Genomic DNA, 18,560 nt, shown 5'->3' on the forward strand with positions numbered 1-18,560 from the left:
ATGAAAATAGAATTATTTGAAGAAAAGGACCTCCTGGCATGTACGAACACATTTATGGAAGTCTTTAATCAGGAACCGTGGAATGATGAATGGACAAAAGAAACGGCTAAGAAATATTTAGCAGACTTCACACATACACCCGGTTTTAAAGGGATTGTCGCTTATGATGGGGAAGAAATGATTGGATTTCTTTTCGGAACTCTAAAACATTGGTGGAGTGGAGACGAATTTTTCATCAATGAAATGTGTGTAGTGGCAGACAAACAACATTCAGGCATTGGATCAAAGATGATGAATGACTTAATAAAAGAATTAGAAACAGACGGAGTAAGCATGATCTCACTATTAACTGACAGAGGGATACCGGCTGAAGACTTTTACAAAAAGCACGGATTTTCTCAAATAGAACGATTAGTGTTTTTAAGCAGGAGTATGTAAGGGACAGAGGGACAGGTTTGTTGTCCCAATTTCCTAGGGACAACAAACCTGTCCCCTCGTCCCTTTAATCTCTTCCTTTAATGATTCCGTACGATTTTCCATTATATTTTTTATCTTTAATAAATTCTGTCTTTTTCGGCATAGTTACTTTCGGAGGAAGTGCAAGAATTCCCCTTTCAAGTAAATAAGTAGTTGATAGCTTATAAATCTTTTGAGTAACGGTGGTAAGTCCCTCATAAATCGACATCACTCTTTTTTTGTAAGTCATATTCATACCTAAAGTGTAAAGTCCCATCTCACTTCCTTTAATATACGGACAAACATAATATCAAAACCATTGTCGTATAATTTGGGAGCATCTAAAAAACATCCTCTTTTGAAAAACCAACCGGTTTAACCATACCTTATCAGAAAACAACTGTTCCATCTCGTTGACATAAAAATTTGCTCCTGCCATAATCCTCCCAAAATATTCCTAGCCTATTGGTCATCTGATTTTTCAATAAAGTATTCCAAAAATCTCATAATAAGGTCTTTTCTTGATAGGTCTGCCAGATTAAACCTATTTCTGATACATTAATAGGATTCGTTTGAACCAAATAGACTACCTCCCTACTTAGATGACTGAGTATGTATAGATACCTTATAAAATTCCCAACAAAAAGGAAAGCATACTCGTGACGGGGTCTTTGACTAACCCTTACAACTTTTATTTCTTTCACACATAAACATGTCAGGGTTGAAGATATTAAAAACTATCAACTCTACGTGAATACTATTTAGGAGGATTTTGATGATTGAACGAAAGAATGAACATCGTGTGTCAGAGAAAATAAGTCCATTTGAGTTAAAGGACAAGCTAATTGATTTAGCTAAAGGCAAAATGAGAATAACGAGAACGATGCTTGATGCTGGTCGTGGAAATCCAAACTGGATTGCAGCAGCACCCCGGGAAGCATTTTTTGCTCTTGGTCAATTTGCTGTGACAGAATCCAGAAGAGTATGGAATGAAGGCGATTTAGCCGGTATGCCAAGCCGAATTGGAATAGCAGAACGTTTCAATCAATATGTACATGAAAATAATCACGTACCGGGAATTTCATTGCTTAAAAATATCGTTGATTACGGAATCAATACAAAACAGTTTGAACCAGATGAATGGCTATATGAATTGGTAGATGGAATCATTGGTGATAACTATCCTAATCCTGACCGGATGCTTGTTAGAACCGAAAAAGTTGTGCATGATTTCTTATCTAAAGAGCTGTGCGGTCAAGATACTTCATGTGGTTCGTTTGATTTATTTGCTGTTGAAGGGGCAACGGCAGCGATGTGCTACACGTTTGACTCTTTATATAAAAATCACTTGTTACCTATAGGATCTAAAGTAGCAGTTATGGTCCCGATTTTTCCGCCATACATAGAGATTCCGGAGCTACCGGACAATGATTACGAACTTGTAAATATTAATGCAACTGAAATAGATGAAGAGGGACACCATACATGGCAATATCCATATGAGGAATTAGAAAGGCTAAAAGATCAGGACATCAAAGCACTCTTTTTAGTAAATCCAAGCAATCCACCATCTGTTGCAATCAAAAAAGAATCGGTCGAACAAATCATCCAAATAGTAAAACAACATAACCCTAACTTAATGATTATATCCGATGATGTGTACGGCACGTTTATTGAAGGATTTCGCTCGCTAATGGTAGATTTACCTTTTAATACAATCGGAGTGTACTCATTCTCAAAATATTTTGGTGTAACAGGTTGGCGTTTAGGTACAATCGCGATTAACAAGACAAATGTGTTTGATAAATTGATTAATGAGCTTCCGGAAGAAGAGAAGGTTGTTTTAAATAAGAGATATGCTTCCCTTACCCAAAATCCGGAACACCTTACCTTTATAGATCGAATGGTAGCAGATAGCAGGGACGTAGCAATGAACCACACAGCTGGGCTATCTACACCACAACAAGTGCAAATGGCGATATTCTCAATTTTTGCTTTGCTCGATACTAAAAATGAGTACAAGCAAAAAACAATAGATATCCTACACAGAAGAATGAATCTATTATACGAAGGACTAGGATTACCGAAGAAGCATTTACCGAATGATGCAGACTATTACACAGAGATTGATTTGGAAATCTGGTGCCATCATCATTATGAAAAAGGATTTATTGATTTCCTCAAAGAAAATTATAAACCGGTCGATATCTTATATCGCCTTGCCGAAAAGTCAGCCATAGTCTTATTAAGTGGTGAAGGATTTTTTGCTCCAGAATGGTCTATTCGTGTGTCACTTGCTAATTTAAATGATGAAGCATATTCACGTATTGGTCAGGAATTAAAAAATGTGCTCGATGAGTACGTTGTAGAATGGAAAAAGAAAGTGGGAATGAGAAATTAGGAAGTTTTTATTCAATGTAATGACATGATCGGAAGCGTTTTCCGTTTTCGATATAGTAGAATTCATTATGCACTAATCCTCACTTTATCCTTGATTCTATTAATTAAAGGATAAAATTGTGGGTGATGTGGTGCATTTTTTATTTTTCGGAAGTGTGATAAAATGAGACAGCTTTCATTCATAAAAATAAAATTTCAATTTATGGAAAAAATAAGGAGATCATTAAATGGATAATAACGATATATTAATTCGGCTGAGATATGCACTGGAATTAAAAAATAAAGAAATGGCAGAAATATTTAAACTCGGCGGAGAGGAGGTATCTGTACCAGAGGTGATACAGATTCTCACCAAGACAGATGAAAATAATGAAAATAGTGATCAAATATTATGTACAAATACTATGTTCGATTCGTTTTTGAATGGCCTTATTGTTTTCAAAAGAGGGCCAAAACCGGGACAACCCGATGCATCTGAACCAACGCCATTTAACCGTGAAAATGTGAATAATCTTCTATTGAAAAAAGTCAAAATAGCATTGGCATTAACAACAGAGGATATGATAGATCTTTTTGCAGGTGCTGGAATAAGGGTTACAAAAGGTGAACTTGGAGCTTTATTACGAAAAGAAGGGCATAAGAATTACATGGAGTGCGGAGATAAATTCGCCAGAAACTTCTTAAAAGGGCTAGCTATCAGATACAGGGGATAGGTATTACGTAATGCAGGTTGTGTATTGTCATACATATTATTACGAAGGTACGACAAAACAATAATGTAAAACTATATGGATACGACTGTTTGGTGTGAAAACACTGAATAGTCTTTTTTTATGCTATCAGTTATTTTTGGCTACCAATTAATGGGGGGACGAGGGACCTGTCCCTCTGACCCAAACGTATGTATTTTCTGTCTGAATTGGGGGAATTTAACGTTATTACTCCTATAAGAAGTAGGGTTGATGATGGAGAGAATTAGTAAGTATCAGCTTGCGGCGATTATTATTTTGCATGAGATAGGTAGTGCTTCTTTGTTTTATCTTGGTGGAGAGGCGAAGCAGGATTCATGGATTGCGATTTTTATTGCGATGATTGCGGGATTAGTAATATTGGCTTTTATAACACTTACCATTCATTCTAAAGAACCGGATAAAAATCTTATTGAACTAATTACATCTTATTTCGGAAAATATCTTGGTGCCATCATCTCCATCGTGTATATTCTATTTTTCACTTATTCTTCGACACGAAATGTAAGAGAGTTCGGAGATATTATATTGCTTACTCTTTTACCTGATACGCCAATCTCTATGGTTATGCTTGTTTTGGTTATCATTTCGACATATGCAGTATATAAGGGGATTGAAACATTTTTTCGTATCGGTGAATTTATTCTCCCATTTTTTTTATTTATTTATTTTGTTATCTTTATTTTATTTTTCAGTTCGGGAGTTTTGAACTTCGAATATATGTTACCTGTCCTGGAAAACGGAATATTTTCTGTCATGAAAGCAGGAATACCTAAGGTTCTTTCTTTTCCCTTTAGTGAAATGTTTATGTTTTTAATGTACTTTAAATATTTCGAAGATAAAAAAGGAATCAAAAAAATAACGATTTCTACATATTTATTTTCAGGATTTTTTATCATTTGGATGAACATTATGATTCTCACAGCTCTTGGTCCACTATCTAAAGTGAATATCGTTCCATTGTTATCTAGTATTCGTCTCATTGAAATAGGTGGAATCATCGAGAGAATGGACCCGCTTTTTGTTTTGGTTCTTTTTATAAGTGTCTTTATTAAACAAACAGCTTATTATTTAGCTGCTGTTCTAGCTCTTTCTCAATTCATAAAAAAAGAGTATAAGAAAGTAATCTTACCGATTGGAGCCTTAATTTTTGCAGGGGCCTTTTTAGAAAAAAACTTTACTTTACAAATTTGGTTCGGCATAGAATACATGACTGTTTATGTTATGCCATTTGTATATATTCTCATCCCGTTGCTTCTTTTCGTATTGATGTATGTGAATAGCTTTTTAAATAAAAAGCCGAAAAAGTGATAATTTCATCTCAACTACAGGGAGGTGTGTAATGGTGTTGAAATTAACAAACCTATTTAAACGCAATATACCAAAAAAGAATGAGGAAAAAAATAAACATCTTCCATTTGATTCTGCTAAGCATAATGCACCGATTTCGGTGAATCTTACAAAAAATATCAATAAATTATTAGATATTACAGGAAATGCACCTGATTTAATTATTAGAGGACTTGAACCATCCTATATGGCTGGAGTCAGCATGTCGGTTGTTTATATTAGTGGTCTTGCGAATAATGACATAATTGACAATGCCATTATGAATTCGATACTGGATAAACTGGAATTGACTACAACAGAGTCGATTTTATTAAAAAAAGATGTGATTTCTTTTATTAAAAGAAAAGTGATCAAAACGAGTAATGTAGAAGAAGTCGATTATTTTGATGAACTCCTATCGAAGCTTTTTGCTGGAGACACGATTATCTTCATTGAAGGTGCTCATCAAGCTCTAACAGTTTCAACATTAGGATGGGAACATAGAGGAGTAGAAGAACCACAATCACAAACTGTGATTAGGGGGCCAAAGGAAGGGTTTACGGAAGATTTAAATACAAATACAACATTAATAAGAAGAAAAATAAAGAGTCCGAATTTATGGATGGAAAATATGAAAATTGGAAAAGTAACCGAGACAAAAGTGGTGATCATGTATCTCAAAGGTGTTGTGAATGAAAAAGTCCTTGAAGAAGTGAAGCAGCGCTTAAAACGAATTGAAACGGATAGTATTCTAGAAAGTGGATATATCGAGGAATTTATTCAAGATTCCACCTTTTCGCCTTTTCCAACCATATCAAATTCCGAACGTCCGGATACGATTGCAGGTGGGATTTTAGAAGGCCAAGTCGCAATCTTAATTGATGGGACACCATTTGTGTTAATGGCTCCTGTAACTTTTTTTAAATTTTTTCAGGCTAGTGAGGATTATTATCATCGTTATGATATTGTTACATTTATTCGCATTATGCGTTTTTCTTCTTTCTTTGTATCAATGCTCTTACCATCATTGTATATTGCGATTACTACGTTCCACCAAGAAATGCTCCCAACAACAATGCTTGTAAGTTTAATGGCACAAAGGGAAGGGATTCCGTTTCCTGCTTTTGTTGAAGCGTTAATCATGGAAATTACATTTGAGGTTCTTCGGGAAGCCGGGGTGCGAATGCCGAGAGCCATTGGTCCTGCGATTTCCATTGTTGGTGCCCTTGTTTTAGGGCAAGCAGCTGTACAAGCAGGATTAGTTAGTGCCGCGATGGTCATTATCGTCTCGTTTACGGCAATATCTAACTTTGTCGCTCCACATTTTAATATGGCGATTGCAGCCAGATTACTTCGTTTTGCGTTTATGCTACTAGCTGCAACGCTTGGTTTATTTGGAATAATGTCAGGATTGTTGATCGTCCTTATTCATTTAGTTGGATTGCGTTCGTTTGGTGTACCTTATTTAATGCCGTTAGCACCATTTATGCCATCAAACCAAAAAGATGTCTTCGTTCGTGTGCCGTGGTGGGCAATGAAAAACCGGCCGGTACTGATTGGGAATCCTGATGATAAAACACGTTCAACGACGATGAAAGCAACTGTGCAAAACAATGAATCACATGAAGAATACGAATCACAAAAGGAATGATGTTTATGTCGGAGGTGAAAATAACGAATTGGCAGGGGATCTTATTTATTGTCAGTACGATCGTGCCTTCAGCTCTTTTAAGCTTACCATCCATCTTGCTTAAGTATGCGGATAAAGATGCTTGGATTTCTATTGTGTTAACAACTGGAATTGGTATGATCCTTGCGTTTATATATAGTACAGTGTTTATAAAAAATCCCGGGTTAACCATTTTCGACATCATCGAGAATAAATTAGGCATTTTTTTTCGGATGATCATTGGGTTGCTGCTGAGTCTGTATTATTTTTTGGATGCAATCTCTGTATTAAGATCATTTATTTATTTTATGGTAGATACTGTAATGGAGCAAACACCTCCTGTTGTGATTGGAGGTATGGGGATTCTTATCGCACTGTACGCGATTTATCATGGCATTGAAGTGATTTCGAGAGTGAATTGGATCATCATCATTGTAAGCTTTCTGACATTTGCATTTAGTACATTGTTTTACTTGAAAGAAATGGATTTCCGTCAATTGTTACCTATGTTTGATACATCATGGAACAAAATTGCTTTAGGAGGTGTTCCTGTTTTATCATGGGTCGCTGAAGTGGCGATCATATTGGTACTTGCTCCGTATTTACAGCATAACAAAGACGTAAGAAAAGTAGCGGTCATTGGAATTGTGATAACAGGTATTACTCTAACATGGACACTGGTCGGTATGGTTGCCGTATTTAGTGCCGAGATTTTGCCAATGTATCATTATCCAACATTTAGTGTATTCCGAATTATTGAAGTGGCTAATTTTATTGAACGAATTGATGCTCTTTTTATCGCAGTCTGGATGGGCACAATGATGATGAAACTTACAATCTTTTTATTCAGCAGTTTGCATTGTTTCTTCCAAACCTTTCGTATTAAACAAGAACAGCCTTTTTTATTCCCATTTGGTTTATTGGTCTTATCCTTTTGTCTTAATTCCTGGAAAAATCAATCTGAATATGCACTCTATCAGCATTTTGCCGGTATATCATATTCTCTTTTCTTTAACATCCTTATCCCGTTATGTTTATTTTTTATAGGATTTCTAAAAAACAGAAAAAAAAAGGTGAAATTATGAAGTGGAAGTCATTGCATCTCGTTATGTCTTTTTTACTCATGGTCCTTCTAACTGGTTGTTGGAATCGGTTGGAGCTAAATGAACTTAGTGTGATTATCGGTACTTCAATCGATTGGCAGGAAGATAAATATCATGTTTCATTTCAGGTTATTAACCCTTCAGCTATATCAACACAAACAGGAGGAGGAGGAGGAGGGAATTCTCCTATATCTGTTTTTTCAACATCAGGTACAACCGTCCTTGAAGCAATACAAAAAATAAACTTGGAATCACCCCGCACACCATTCTTTGCCCATAATCGAGTTCTTATCATTAGTGAAAATCTTGCTAAAGAAAAAGGAATATCCGAAGTAATTGATTTTTTTTTAAGAGAAGGAGAAACAAGAGAAACGATGGATATTGCGTTAAGCAAAGGTGATCCCAGAGATATATTGGAAATACTTTTACCACAGGAAAAAATCTCAGCAAACGGAATCGATCAAATGTTTCGAAAAACAGAAGACAATCTTTCAGCTGTTAAAAGAATTAGATTAAGTGAATTTGCAAAATCATTTGTTAGTTCATCTGCCAATGCTATTGCACCAGAAATCACGATTAAAGGAAAAGATGGAGAACAGCAATCATCTTTAGATGCATTAAAGAAAACAACAAAATCAACGGTTTTAAAAATTGGTGACATTGGTGTCTTTAAAAAAGGTAAACTTGCAGGTTGGTTAGATCAAAATGAGAGCAAGGGAATTAATTGGATTAATAATGAAATCAACAATACCGTTATCCCATTTTCTTGTTCAGAAAATGAAGAGACAACATCAACTTTTCAGGTTGAACGATCAAAAACAAAAATAAAACCAATTATCAAAGAAGACAAAATTATTATTCAAGCAAAGATTAAACCTGAAGGAGTATTACAGGAAACAGGTTGTAATATGGATTTAACACAACCACAATATATCCAAAAGCTAGAAAAAGAAATTGAAAAACAAATTGAAGTAGATATATACACAACATGGGAAGCCGCAAAAGAACTACAAGCAGATGTCTTCCAATTCGGTAGCAAAATTCATGCAAAATATCCAAAGGAGTGGAAAAAATTGAAACCAGATTGGGACCAAAAACTAACAGAAATTGAATTAAAACTTACTATTAATGCTTCTGTTGAACGAACTGGAATGATCAATGATCCGTTTGAAAAAATAATGGGAGAGTAGGTGTGACACATGGTTGTTTCACTCATCATTCTGATTCATATCGTCTTGTTTGCTATTGGGATGAAATCATTTATAGGAGATAAAAAGAAGCGCGAACGTTATTTGTTTCTTTTCTTAATTCTCTTTTCAACTTATATGGGAATTGCTGAACCGGCATCATTACCGATTGTACCGTTAATTAACGGTGTAGATTTTATTTTTGAACCGATCGGACGTTGGATTGAGGGAGTATTAGAAATGTAAATGTCATGTTAATTGAACAAATAGAGGCCTTTTAAATGTGGAAGAAGAAATGTTAGGTTGAGAAGTTTTCTTTAATTTGCAATAAAATAATACATGCCTCTAAAACAGCAGAAATAACACCCTGGATCTCTTGTCTACACATTAAAAATTGGAAAATTCTTATTGAAAAATAAAACAAAATATAATAATATGAACCTAACGTTCTATAATATAACTATTTGTTCTATATTATAGAACTACTTATTGCACAATGTATAAATGTAAGCGGTGTAATGTCTGGTTTAACAAGTACAAATTTTATTAATTGGAAGTAAGATCGGGTGAAGAGAATGGAAAGCATTCCTTGGGGCTTCAAATTTGTTGATGTGGTATTTAGGGTATGGATATAAAAGGATATGATAAATGGGCCTTAGCCTATTTTTATCTATATAACAAAACCTAGTTTTATAATATAAAATGGGAGGGTTTTTAATGAGAATTATCCGTTATAAGAAAAATGAAGCAACACTTCAATTAGCAGTAGTTAATAATGAAAGTTTTGTATTTGATTTACCATACCCTGATTTTATGTCTTTTGTTCACGATGCAGAGAAACAAGGAAAGACAGTATTAGGATTTGCTCAAGAGTTTACGACTAATGAGCCAGTTGAAAAATATGAAAATACCATTCTTACTACACCCCTTGAAGCACCTGAAGTATGGGCAGCTGGAGTTACATACGAAAAAAGCCGGGATGCTAGAAATTATGAAGCAACAGAAGGGAAACTGGATGCTACGACATTTTATGATAAAGTTTATGAAGCTGAACGTCCGGAAATTTTCTTTAAATCAACAGCAGCACGAACGGTTGGTCCGGGACAGGAAGTTTATCTTCGATCAGATTCGAATTGGCAAATCCCTGAACCTGAATTAGGGTTAGTTATGAATAAAAACGGAAAAATTCTAGGGTATATAGCTGGGAACGATATGAGTTGTCGTGATATTGAAGGCGAAAATCCTCTTTATCTTCCACAAGCAAAAATGTGGAAAAACTCATGTTCAATTGGCCCAGCAATCTTACTAGCGGATGCTGTAGATGATCCATATGAATTAACCATTACTTGCCGCATTCTCCGTCATGATGAAAAGGTGTTTGAGGGAATGGCTTATGTAAATCAATTAAAAAGAAAACTCGATGAATTAGTTTCATACTTGGTACTTGATAACGAAATCTTTGATGGCACAGTACTGTTAACTGGAACTTGCATCGTACCTCCTAATGAATTCACATTAAATGACGGGGATATCATTGAAATTGAAATTTCAGAAATTGGCACTCTTAGAAATCCGGTTAAACAACTAGTGAAAAAAGAATCTGTTGCTAACTAAGGGAGATTTTTAATAAATTAATTTTTTAATAGGGAGTGGATTTTTGTGAGTCAAACAAAAACAGCAGCACAAACATTTTTAAATTTTATTAATAATGAATGGAAACAAGCTTCTGATCATGATGTGATTGCGAGCTATAATCCAGCAAATAAAGAAGAGGTTGTAGGTCTTGTACAAAAATCTTCGGACGCTGATTTAGACGAAGCTGTAAATGCAGCACATAATGCCAAAAAAGAGTGGCGTAAGTTAGGTCAAGTTGCTCGCGGTCAATTTCTATATAAAGTGGCCAATATTATTGAGGAAAACCTAGAGGATATCGCAGAAACGATGACTCGTGAAATGGGTAAAACATTACCAGAAGCAAAAGGGGAAACGGCAAGAGGAGTGGCTATACTCCGTTATTATGCAGGAGAAGGAATGCGTTCAGATGGGGACACAATTCCTTCAACAGACCCTGATGCACTTATGTTTACAAGAAGAACTCCTTTAGGTGTTGTCGGTGTTATAACACCATGGAACTTCCCTGTAGCTATTCCTATTTGGAAAATAGCACCTGCATTAGTGTATGGAAATACCGTTGTGTTTAAACCAGCTACAGAGGCTGCAGTAACTGCTGCTAAAGTTGTTGAATGCTTTGCAAAAGCGGGATTTCCGCAAGGGGTTCTAAATTTTATTACAGGTTCTGGCTCCGTTATTGGCCAAGGACTTATCGATCATCCTTTACTTAACGGAATTACGTTTACCGGCTCTGAAGGTGTTGGCAAAAATGTAGCAAAATCAGCAACAGAAAGAGGAATTAAATTCCAACTTGAAATGGGTGGTAAAAACCCAGTAATCGTAGCAAAAGATGCCGATTTACAATTAGCTGTTGATGCTGTATTAAGCGGCGGCTTAAAGTCTACTGGACAAAAATGTACGGCAACAAGTCGTGTGATTGTTGAGGCAGATATTTATGATCAATTTAAAGAATTACTGCTTAATAAAATCGATGAAATTACAATTGGTGATGGATTGAAAGATGGTATTTGGATGGGACCATGTGCAAGTGAGGGCCAATTCAACACGGTATGCAGCTATATTGAAAAAGGTAAGCAAGAAGGTGCATCACTTATTTATGGCGGTGAAGTGCTAACTGATGACGAATATCAAAATGGTTTCTTTGTTCGTCCAGCAGTCTTTGAAAATGTAAACTCTGACATGAGTATTGCGCAAGAAGAAATTTTTGGACCTGTATTAGCGTTAATGAAAGTAGATTCGTTAGAAAAAGCAATTGATGTTGCCAATGATTCAAAATACGGTTTAAGTGCGTCCATCTTTACAAGAAATATTAGCTCCTTCCTAAGTTTTATTGATGATATGGAGGCAGGTCTTGTTCGTGTTAATGCGGAAAGTGCTGGTGTTGAACTGCAAGCTCCGTTTGGAGGAATGAAGGCTTCTAGTACAGGCACTCGTGAACAAGGTGAAGCAGCCAAAGAATTCTATACTTCAATTAAGACTGTTTTTGTGAAGGGGTCTTAAAAATTATATTGTAATTGATTAAATGCCTTCTTAACCCACGGTTGATTTATGGAATGCGGCTACTCTTTTTTTATGAATCCAATATTCGACCAAAACATAGAGGTAAGGAGATAGGCAAGATAACAGAAGCTTAGGATCAGATTATGATCCTAAGCTTTTGTTGAATTTCGATATTGGGAAGGTGTCATATCCATCATTTTTTTAAAGGTTCTATGAAAATAAGGCATGCTTTCAAAGCCACACTGATCAGCAATACTTGACACATTTTCTTCTGTTTTAAGTAATAATTGTTTTGCCTTTAAGATTTTTTTCATTTTGATATATTCCGATACATTTAATCCAGTCATTTGTTTGAATACCCGACTTAGGTGGGCAGAGCTAACATTCCCATATTTTGCTAGAAAAGAAAGAGTAATCTTTTCAGAAAAGTGTTCTTCTATATATTCCAAAATCATTCTTAACCACATAGGGATGCCTTTTTGTGTAGAAGTATACGATGAATGTTGATGTATGATTGAACGATTGATATGGAGTAATATTAGCTGTAATTGTAAGACAGCCGCTTGATTATAACCAAATTTCTTCTGAGTAAACTCACTTTCAATATTATCAATCAAAGTCTCTATATGTTTTTGCTGCTCGTTATTTAATGAATAGCGATAATTATTCAAACGTGAACTTTCATCAAATATTTGTAGATAAGAAAATGTGTCTCTAGAGCTTTGGTTTGCTATTAATAGCGGGTTGAAAAAAATGGCAGATGAAGTTATTGGGCTCTCGGAATTTGGAATGGAGTAGTGAATTGTATTTGCTGGGATAACAAAAAAATCTCCTTTTTCCATATCTATAAAACTATAATCGATGAAAAATGTGCCTTTTCCTCCGTAAACATAAACAATTTCATACCAATCATGAAAATGATTCGGTAACTCACTTTCAGGAGTTTTGGTTTGGCAGTAAACAAATCTAAATGGAACAAAGTCTTGTAAATCAAAATTTTTCTTAAAAGGTTTCATGCGTATAAACTCCTTAAACGATCTTGTAGTTTCTTTCAATATATCAAAATAGGGTACAAATTAGCAATATTCGCAATTTTATATTTTATTAATGATGTATATAATTTATTTAAAGCGTTTTCATTTAATTCTAAAAGGGTGTGAAGCATGAAAGTCATAAGTTGTGAAGAACCGAAACGATTTGCAGAAAAAGAAGAAGAGATACCGTTGATTAATCAAGGAGAAGTGCTTATTAAGGTTAAGAGTATAGGAATTTGTGGTACAGATATTCATGCTTTTTATGGTAATCAACCATTCTTTACATATCCAAGAGTGTTAGGACATGAATTATCAGGTGAAATTGTAGAAGTTGGTGTGAATGATTGTGAATTAAAAGCTGGTGATTCAGTCGCCGTGCTTCCTTACTTAGAATGTGGAAAGTGTATTGCCTGTCGTCAAGGAAAAACGAATTGCTGCACAAATATGAAAGTATTTGGTGTCCATATTGACGGTGGTATGAAGGAATATATCAAACTACCTATTGATCATGTGATAAAAATAAATGGCATTAGTTTTGATCAAGGTGCTATGATTGAACCTTTGAGTATTGGAGCACATGCAGTAAGGCGTTCAAAAATTAGGGATAATCAATTTGCTCTTGTTATTGGTGGTGGCCCAATTGGATTAGGTGTCATGAAATTTGCAAAGCTTGCGGGAGCAAAAGTGATTGCAATGGATATTAACGAAGAGAGGCTCCAATTTTGTAAGGATTGGGCACAGGTTGATTTTACGATTAATGCACGTGAAGATCCGGTTGAAGCAATAACAATGATTACAAATGGAGATTTTCCAGAGGTTGTCTTTGATGCAACTGGCAATAAGTCATCAATGATGAATGCCTTTCAATATGTTAGTCATGGAGGTTTACTCGTTTATGTTGGACTCGTAAAGGAAGATATCACATTTAACGATCCTGAATTTCATAAAAGGGAAATGAGTTTACTAGGAAGTCGAAATGCAACACGGGAAGACTTCAAGTACGTTATTTCATGCGTCAATAATGGAGATATAGATGTAAATCCGATTATTACAAAACGTTTAAAGTTAAATGATATTGCAGCTGGCTTTGAAGTAGTTACAAATCCGACAAACAATATAATAAAAGCTATTATTGAAGTGTGACCATATGGGAGGAACCTTATGAGATTAAAAAATAAACTGGCTTTAATTACAGGAGCGGGTTCTGGTATAGGGAAAGAAACTGCGTTACTGTTTGCGAAAGAAGGAGCACAGGTTATAGTAGCTGACAATAATGAAGAAGCAGGAAGTGCAACTGTACAGGAAATAAAGGAGAACATAGGTGAAGCTTCATTTATCAAAGTCGATGTTACGGATGAAGGAAATGTCAATGAAATGGCAGACAAAATAGAAAAAGACTATAAATCTTTAGATATTTTGTTCAACAACGCAGGGATTAGTGGAATTGGACCTCTGCATGAAATAGAATTTACTACTTGGAAAAAAGTCCTTGATGTAAATGTTACAGGTGTATTTCTTGTTTCAAAGGCGATTGTCCCTCTAATGATGAAAAACAAGGCTGGTTCAATCATTAATATGTCATCTTGTATCGCAGAAATAGGATTAGCAAATCGAGCATCTTATGCTGCTAGTAAGGGAGCTGTTTTATCATTAACAAAATCAATGCAAGTTGATTACGCACCATATAACATAAGAGTAAACGCTTTAATGCCAGGTACTATTTATACCCCTTTTGTTGAAGACTACTTATCAAAAGATCCAAACCCAGAGGCAGCTATTGCTAAGATTAAAGAAAGACAGTTGAGTGGAGATTTGGGTAAACCAATTGATGTAGCATATGCAGCACTATATTTGGCTTCAGACGAATCGAAGTTTATGATGGGATCCCCGTTTATGATAGACGGTGGAGTTGTGAACGGTAAATCTAGCTAATTTATTAATTTATAAATGTGGAGGGAACATTACCTTGAAATTATTAACTTTTAAGCAAGATAACCAATTAAAGCTTGGAATTAAAACGGATAAAGGTGTTTTACATGTTGAAGAAGCGGCAAAACTTTTGAATGCAGAAGTACCCCAATCTATAGAAGAAACCCTTCTTAATCAAAGCAATGTTGAAGCTCTTCAAGCATTGGTAATAGGTGCGCTAGAGCATAGTGAAGAAAGCATCTTTTTAGATGAAAAGGAAATCACATATGGTCCTGCTGTCCCTAAACCGGGAAAAATCATTTGCGTAGGGCTTAATTATAAAAAACACGCTGAAGAATCAAATATGCCATTGCCAGAATATCCAATTCTTTTCAATAAATTCGATAATACCATTTCAGCCCATCATGACACGATCAGTCTACCTTTCAATTCTTTAGAAAATGATTATGAGGCAGAGTTAACTATAGTCATTGGAAAAGAAGCAAAGCGTGTCTCTAAAGAAGATGCTTTGGAGTATGTTTTTGGATATTGCAATGCCAACGATCTATCATCTCGCGATTTACAATTCCGTACACCTCAATGGCTATTAGGTAAATCTTGTGATGGATTTAGCCCAATTGGCCCATACTTAGTTACAAGTGATGAGGTTGGTGATCCAAATCAATTAAAAATAAAAGCCATCGTAAATGGTGAGGTACGACAAAATTCTACTACTTCAGATATGATTTTTAAGTGTGATGAAATTGTTAGCTATATTTCTGATCATATGACATTAAGTCCAGGAGATATCATTTTTACAGGAACGCCTGAAGGGGTCATTTTAGGAATGCCGGAAAAAGAAAGAGTTTATTTAAAAGAAGGTGATGAGGTTACGATTGAAATTGAAAAGCTTGGAAGTTTAACGAATTCATTTAAGCAAGAAGTGTAATAAAGAGAAAAAAACCGAAAGTATCAATTTACTTTCGGGGAAAATTCGAGCAATGTTTTAATCAGCTTTTCGATAGAATTGTTTCGCTCTTGTGAAATTAAGCTGAATCGCTTCTTTTATCAGTGTATCGTCATGATCTTTAATCGCTAAAACAAGTTTTGTTCTCCATTCAATACTATTTTCCCATGCACCTGGGATATTAAGAATTTTTAACATCGATTCATAGCGAAGATGCACAATTGTTTGCATTAATTTGTTATAGATTTTATTTTTGCTACAAGATCCCATGTGTAAATCGAATTCATCCAGTAAATGTTGAAACTCTTGAATGTTCTTTTCTTTAACGGACAAACTCTTTAATTCAACTAATTTTTTTTCTAAAATCCTTATATCATCATCCGTCATGTGTTTAGATGCTTCAAGAAAAACCTCGGATTCAATTAGTTTTCTAGCAGCATATATTTCATCTAGATTGTCTATTTCATTGTAATACATCCATCCAATGGTCTCAGCAGGAATGGGAGATTCACTTTTATTTACAAAGCTGCCTTCACCGGGTTTAATTGTGATTAATCCAATTAGGGCAAGGGCGCGTAAAGATTCCCGAATTCTTCCACGATTCACTCCAAATTCCTGAGCCAATAAACGTTCATTAGGCAGTTTATCACCAGGATTTAACTCATTTGATGTGATCCATGAAGCAATCTGTTCCATCACTTGTTCTGTAACTGTTATTTTTTTTATTGGATTGATCTTAACCATTTTAAAGCCACCTTTACAATAAACTGGTACTACCAATATACCATTGGATTTATTTTAATAAAAATAAAGGATAAAAGAAAGAGATAATTAAACAGTTTTCATTTAATTCTAAAAAGTAGGAAAATTCCATTGAAAAGCCAGAATGATGATGATATGATATTTTTAAGCGTGGTACTACCAGAGAACCAAGAAATGTAAGCGTTATTATATACCTGGAATCAACTGTTGTTATTATAAATGAGGACCAACCTGATTGAATCAAATCACTAGTGTGGTACTACCACACTACCTACCACTTTATAACTAGTTGAATAAAGGAGAAATGATTATTTTGAAGGAAAAAAACTATCGGACAATTGTAATGAGGTCAGAAGACAGTGTAGCTGTTGCATTAGAAGAGATACCAGCTGAAACGAAATTAACAGTTACTTTACCAGATAAGAAAACAAAGGAAATTATATTAAAAGAAACCATATTATTTGGGCATAAATTTGCTATTAAACTGGTAACTGCCGGATCTACGATTTTGAAATATGGGGAAGTTATTGGAAAAGCAATAAGAGAGATAGAGGAAGGCGAACATGTTCATGTTCATAACTTAGAAGGTGTGAGAGGAAGAGGTGACAAAGTTGTTGGAAACAAATAATAAAAGACAATTTTTAGGGTATAGACGTCATGATGGAAAAGTAGGGGTACGAAATCATGTTCTCATCTTACCAACAATCACTTGTGCAACTCAGGCGGCAAAGCAAATCACTGAACTTGTACATGGAACAGTATCGTTTATTCATCAACATGGTTGTGCTCAAGTTGGAGTAGATTATGAACAAACTTTCCGTACATACGTAGGATTAGGACTTAACCCAAATGTTTATGGGGTTGTAGTTTTAGGATTAGGCTGTGAAACACATCAAGCTAGAAGTGTAGCAGGTGAAATTGCTAAAACAGGTAAACGAGTGGAAATGGTTTCCATTCAAGATCATGGTGGGACTTTATCAGCAATTGCTGAAGGCGCAAAAGCAGCTACTAAACTAGTACAAGAGGCTTCTGCACAAATGAGAGAATGGTGCGATTTTAATGAGTTAATTATTGGAACAGAATGTGGTGGCTCTGATGCATGCTCAGGATTATCAGCAAATCCTGCGGTTGGGGTTGTGAGCGATATGATTGTAGAAAAGGGAGGTACGGCAATCTTAGCTGAAACGACTGAACTAATAGGGGCAGAACATTTATTAGCTAATCGTGCTAAAAATGATAGAGTTGCCAAACGTGCTTATGAAATTATCGAAGCAATGGAAAACCGATCCATTTTAATGGGCGTTGATATTAGAACAGGAAATCCAAGTCCAGGAAACATAAAAGGTGGATTAAGTTCACTAGAAGAGAAATCTTTAGGGGCAGCAAATAAGGCTGGGACGAGTCAATTAAATGAAATCATCGATTATGCTGAAGCTCCAACGGAAAAAGGGTTGGTTTGGATGGATACGCCTGGTCATGATATCGAGCAACTAACGGGGATGGTTGCTGGTGGTGCGCAAGTTGTTTTGTTTACAAGTGGAAGAGGGACACCAACTGGTTCACCAATTGCTCCTGTAATTAAAATATCGACGAATACACCAATGTTCGAAAGAATGTCTGAAAATATGGATCTTGATGCTGGTACGATCATTGATGGCAAAGAAACTGTTGAAGATGTTGGAAAACGAATCTTTGACGAAATCGGAATGGTTTGCTCAGGCAAGCTTACAAAAGCAGAAATTCTTAAACAGCATGATTTTGGTATCTGGAGAATTGGCCCAACATTTTAATAACAGATTTACTGGGGAACGAAGGTTATAAGTGAATGAAAACGTCTCCCTACATAAAAAAAGTCTAAAGAAAA

General features: G+C 35.3%; 18 protein-coding genes. 15 read left to right on the forward strand and 3 right to left on the reverse strand.

From position 1 onward, the window contains the following. On the forward strand, window positions 1–438 hold the full coding sequence (locus LC095_RS15285; RefSeq protein WP_226528966.1) for a GNAT family N-acetyltransferase: 438 nt from the start codon (window positions 1–3) through the stop codon (window positions 436–438). Window positions 439–502: 64 nt separating this feature from the next. On the opposite strand, the gene LC095_RS15290 is transcribed toward LC095_RS15285, so the two are convergent. Then, entirely contained in the window at window positions 503–712 is a 210-nt protein-coding gene (locus LC095_RS15290; protein ID WP_226528967.1) for a hypothetical protein, read from the reverse strand. 519 nt (window positions 713–1,231) lie between these two features. Here LC095_RS15290 and aspD point away from each other — a divergent pair. From aspD to gucD, 9 genes are all read left to right on the forward strand, one after another. Then, window positions 1,232–2,857, forward strand: a complete 1,626-nt coding sequence (gene aspD / locus LC095_RS15295; RefSeq protein WP_226528968.1) for an aspartate 4-decarboxylase — start codon at window positions 1,232–1,234, stop codon at window positions 2,855–2,857. 226 nt (window positions 2,858–3,083) lie between these two features. After that, window positions 3,084–3,569 (forward strand): DUF1456 family protein, encoded by a 486-nt coding sequence (locus LC095_RS15300; protein ID WP_226528969.1) that lies wholly within the window; start codon window positions 3,084–3,086, stop codon window positions 3,567–3,569. Window positions 3,570–3,821: 252 nt separating this feature from the next. Beyond that, window positions 3,822–4,916 (forward strand): GerAB/ArcD/ProY family transporter, encoded by a 1,095-nt coding sequence (locus LC095_RS15305; RefSeq protein ID WP_226528970.1) that lies wholly within the window; start codon window positions 3,822–3,824, stop codon window positions 4,914–4,916. A gap of 31 nt (window positions 4,917–4,947) precedes the next feature. After that, window positions 4,948–6,585 carry a spore germination protein gene (locus tag LC095_RS15310; RefSeq protein ID WP_226528971.1) on the forward strand — a complete coding sequence of 546 codons (1,638 nt, stop codon included), beginning with the start codon at window positions 4,948–4,950 and terminating at the stop codon, window positions 6,583–6,585. 5 nt (window positions 6,586–6,590) lie between these two features. Then, window positions 6,591–7,688, forward strand: a complete 1,098-nt coding sequence (locus tag LC095_RS15315; RefSeq protein ID WP_226528972.1) for a GerAB/ArcD/ProY family transporter — start codon at window positions 6,591–6,593, stop codon at window positions 7,686–7,688. Between the two features lie 23 nt (window positions 7,689–7,711). Further along, window positions 7,712–8,896 (forward strand): Ger(x)C family spore germination protein, encoded by a 1,185-nt coding sequence (locus tag LC095_RS15320; protein WP_226528973.1) that lies wholly within the window; start codon window positions 7,712–7,714, stop codon window positions 8,894–8,896. A 9-nt stretch (window positions 8,897–8,905) separates the two neighbouring features. Continuing rightward, entirely contained in the window at window positions 8,906–9,139 is a 234-nt protein-coding gene (locus LC095_RS15325; protein WP_226528974.1) for a hypothetical protein, read from the forward strand. Between the two features lie 471 nt (window positions 9,140–9,610). Beyond that, window positions 9,611–10,507, forward strand: coding sequence for a fumarylacetoacetate hydrolase family protein (locus LC095_RS15330; protein ID WP_226528975.1), 897 nt, complete (start codon window positions 9,611–9,613; stop codon window positions 10,505–10,507). A 45-nt stretch (window positions 10,508–10,552) separates the two neighbouring features. Next, window positions 10,553–12,025, forward strand: coding sequence for an alpha-ketoglutaric semialdehyde dehydrogenase GucD (gene gucD / locus LC095_RS15335; RefSeq protein WP_226528976.1), 1,473 nt, complete (start codon window positions 10,553–10,555; stop codon window positions 12,023–12,025). Between the two features lie 149 nt (window positions 12,026–12,174). Here gucD and LC095_RS15340 read toward each other — a convergent pair whose 3' ends face one another. Next, the gene (locus LC095_RS15340) at window positions 12,175–13,041 is read right to left on the reverse strand and encodes an AraC family transcriptional regulator (RefSeq protein ID WP_226528977.1); all 867 of its coding nucleotides are present in this window, start codon (window positions 13,039–13,041) and stop codon (window positions 12,175–12,177) included. Between the two features lie 147 nt (window positions 13,042–13,188). On the opposite strand from LC095_RS15340, the gene LC095_RS15345 reads away from it, so the two are divergent. From LC095_RS15345 to LC095_RS15355, 3 genes are read left to right on the forward strand one after another with little or no spacing between them, the layout of a single operon-like run. Continuing rightward, complete coding sequence (locus LC095_RS15345) at window positions 13,189–14,202, forward strand: zinc-binding alcohol dehydrogenase family protein (protein WP_226528978.1); 1,014 nt, start codon at window positions 13,189–13,191, stop codon at window positions 14,200–14,202. An 18-nt stretch (window positions 14,203–14,220) separates the two neighbouring features. Beyond that, window positions 14,221–14,991, forward strand: a complete 771-nt coding sequence (locus LC095_RS15350; RefSeq protein ID WP_226528979.1) for an SDR family NAD(P)-dependent oxidoreductase — start codon at window positions 14,221–14,223, stop codon at window positions 14,989–14,991. 34 nt (window positions 14,992–15,025) lie between these two features. Further along, the gene (locus LC095_RS15355; RefSeq protein WP_226528980.1) at window positions 15,026–15,916 is read left to right on the forward strand and encodes a fumarylacetoacetate hydrolase family protein; all 891 of its coding nucleotides are present in this window, start codon (window positions 15,026–15,028) and stop codon (window positions 15,914–15,916) included. Between the two features lie 57 nt (window positions 15,917–15,973). Here LC095_RS15355 and LC095_RS15360 read toward each other — a convergent pair whose 3' ends face one another. After that, entirely contained in the window at window positions 15,974–16,678 is a 705-nt protein-coding gene (locus LC095_RS15360) for a FadR/GntR family transcriptional regulator (protein WP_226528981.1), read from the reverse strand. A 331-nt stretch (window positions 16,679–17,009) separates the two neighbouring features. Here LC095_RS15360 and LC095_RS15365 point away from each other — a divergent pair, with 331 nt between their 5' ends. Beyond that, entirely contained in the window at window positions 17,010–17,324 is a 315-nt protein-coding gene (locus tag LC095_RS15365; RefSeq protein ID WP_226528982.1) for a UxaA family hydrolase, read from the forward strand. Further along, complete coding sequence (locus LC095_RS15370) at window positions 17,311–18,486, forward strand: UxaA family hydrolase (protein WP_226528983.1); 1,176 nt, start codon at window positions 17,311–17,313, stop codon at window positions 18,484–18,486. The genes LC095_RS15365 and LC095_RS15370 overlap by 14 nt, the downstream gene beginning before the upstream one ends. Window positions 18,487–18,560: the final 74 nt, after the last annotated feature.

The organism is Metabacillus niabensis, from assembly GCF_020524345.1.
GTDB lineage: Bacteria > Bacillota > Bacilli > Bacillales > Bacillaceae > Metabacillus > Metabacillus niabensis_B.

What these genes read in the sequence shown, in the direction of transcription:
- LC095_RS15285 (WP_226528966.1), top strand. Translation starts at nt 1, where the DNA reads ATGAAAATAGAATTATTTGAAGAAAAGGACCTCCTGGCATGTACGAAC.
- LC095_RS15290 (WP_226528967.1), bottom strand. Translation starts at nt 712, where the DNA reads ATGAATATGACTTACAAAAAAAGAGTGATGTCGATTTATGAGGGACTT.
- aspD (WP_226528968.1), top strand. Translation starts at nt 1,232, where the DNA reads ATGATTGAACGAAAGAATGAACATCGTGTGTCAGAGAAAATAAGTCCA.
- LC095_RS15300 (WP_226528969.1), top strand. Translation starts at nt 3,084, where the DNA reads ATGGATAATAACGATATATTAATTCGGCTGAGATATGCACTGGAATTA.
- LC095_RS15305 (WP_226528970.1), top strand. Translation starts at nt 3,822, where the DNA reads ATGGAGAGAATTAGTAAGTATCAGCTTGCGGCGATTATTATTTTGCAT.
- LC095_RS15310 (WP_226528971.1), top strand. Translation starts at nt 4,948, where the DNA reads ATGGTGTTGAAATTAACAAACCTATTTAAACGCAATATACCAAAAAAG.
- LC095_RS15315 (WP_226528972.1), top strand. Translation starts at nt 6,591, where the DNA reads ATGTCGGAGGTGAAAATAACGAATTGGCAGGGGATCTTATTTATTGTC.
- LC095_RS15320 (WP_226528973.1), top strand. Translation starts at nt 7,712, where the DNA reads ATGTCTTTTTTACTCATGGTCCTTCTAACTGGTTGTTGGAATCGGTTG.
- LC095_RS15325 (WP_226528974.1), top strand. Translation starts at nt 8,906, where the DNA reads ATGGTTGTTTCACTCATCATTCTGATTCATATCGTCTTGTTTGCTATT.
- LC095_RS15330 (WP_226528975.1), top strand. Translation starts at nt 9,611, where the DNA reads ATGAGAATTATCCGTTATAAGAAAAATGAAGCAACACTTCAATTAGCA.
- LC095_RS15340 (WP_226528977.1), bottom strand. Translation starts at nt 13,041, where the DNA reads ATGAAACCTTTTAAGAAAAATTTTGATTTACAAGACTTTGTTCCATTT.
- LC095_RS15345 (WP_226528978.1), top strand. Translation starts at nt 13,189, where the DNA reads ATGAAAGTCATAAGTTGTGAAGAACCGAAACGATTTGCAGAAAAAGAA.
- LC095_RS15350 (WP_226528979.1), top strand. Translation starts at nt 14,221, where the DNA reads ATGAGATTAAAAAATAAACTGGCTTTAATTACAGGAGCGGGTTCTGGT.
- LC095_RS15360 (WP_226528981.1), bottom strand. Translation starts at nt 16,678, where the DNA reads ATGGTTAAGATCAATCCAATAAAAAAAATAACAGTTACAGAACAAGTG.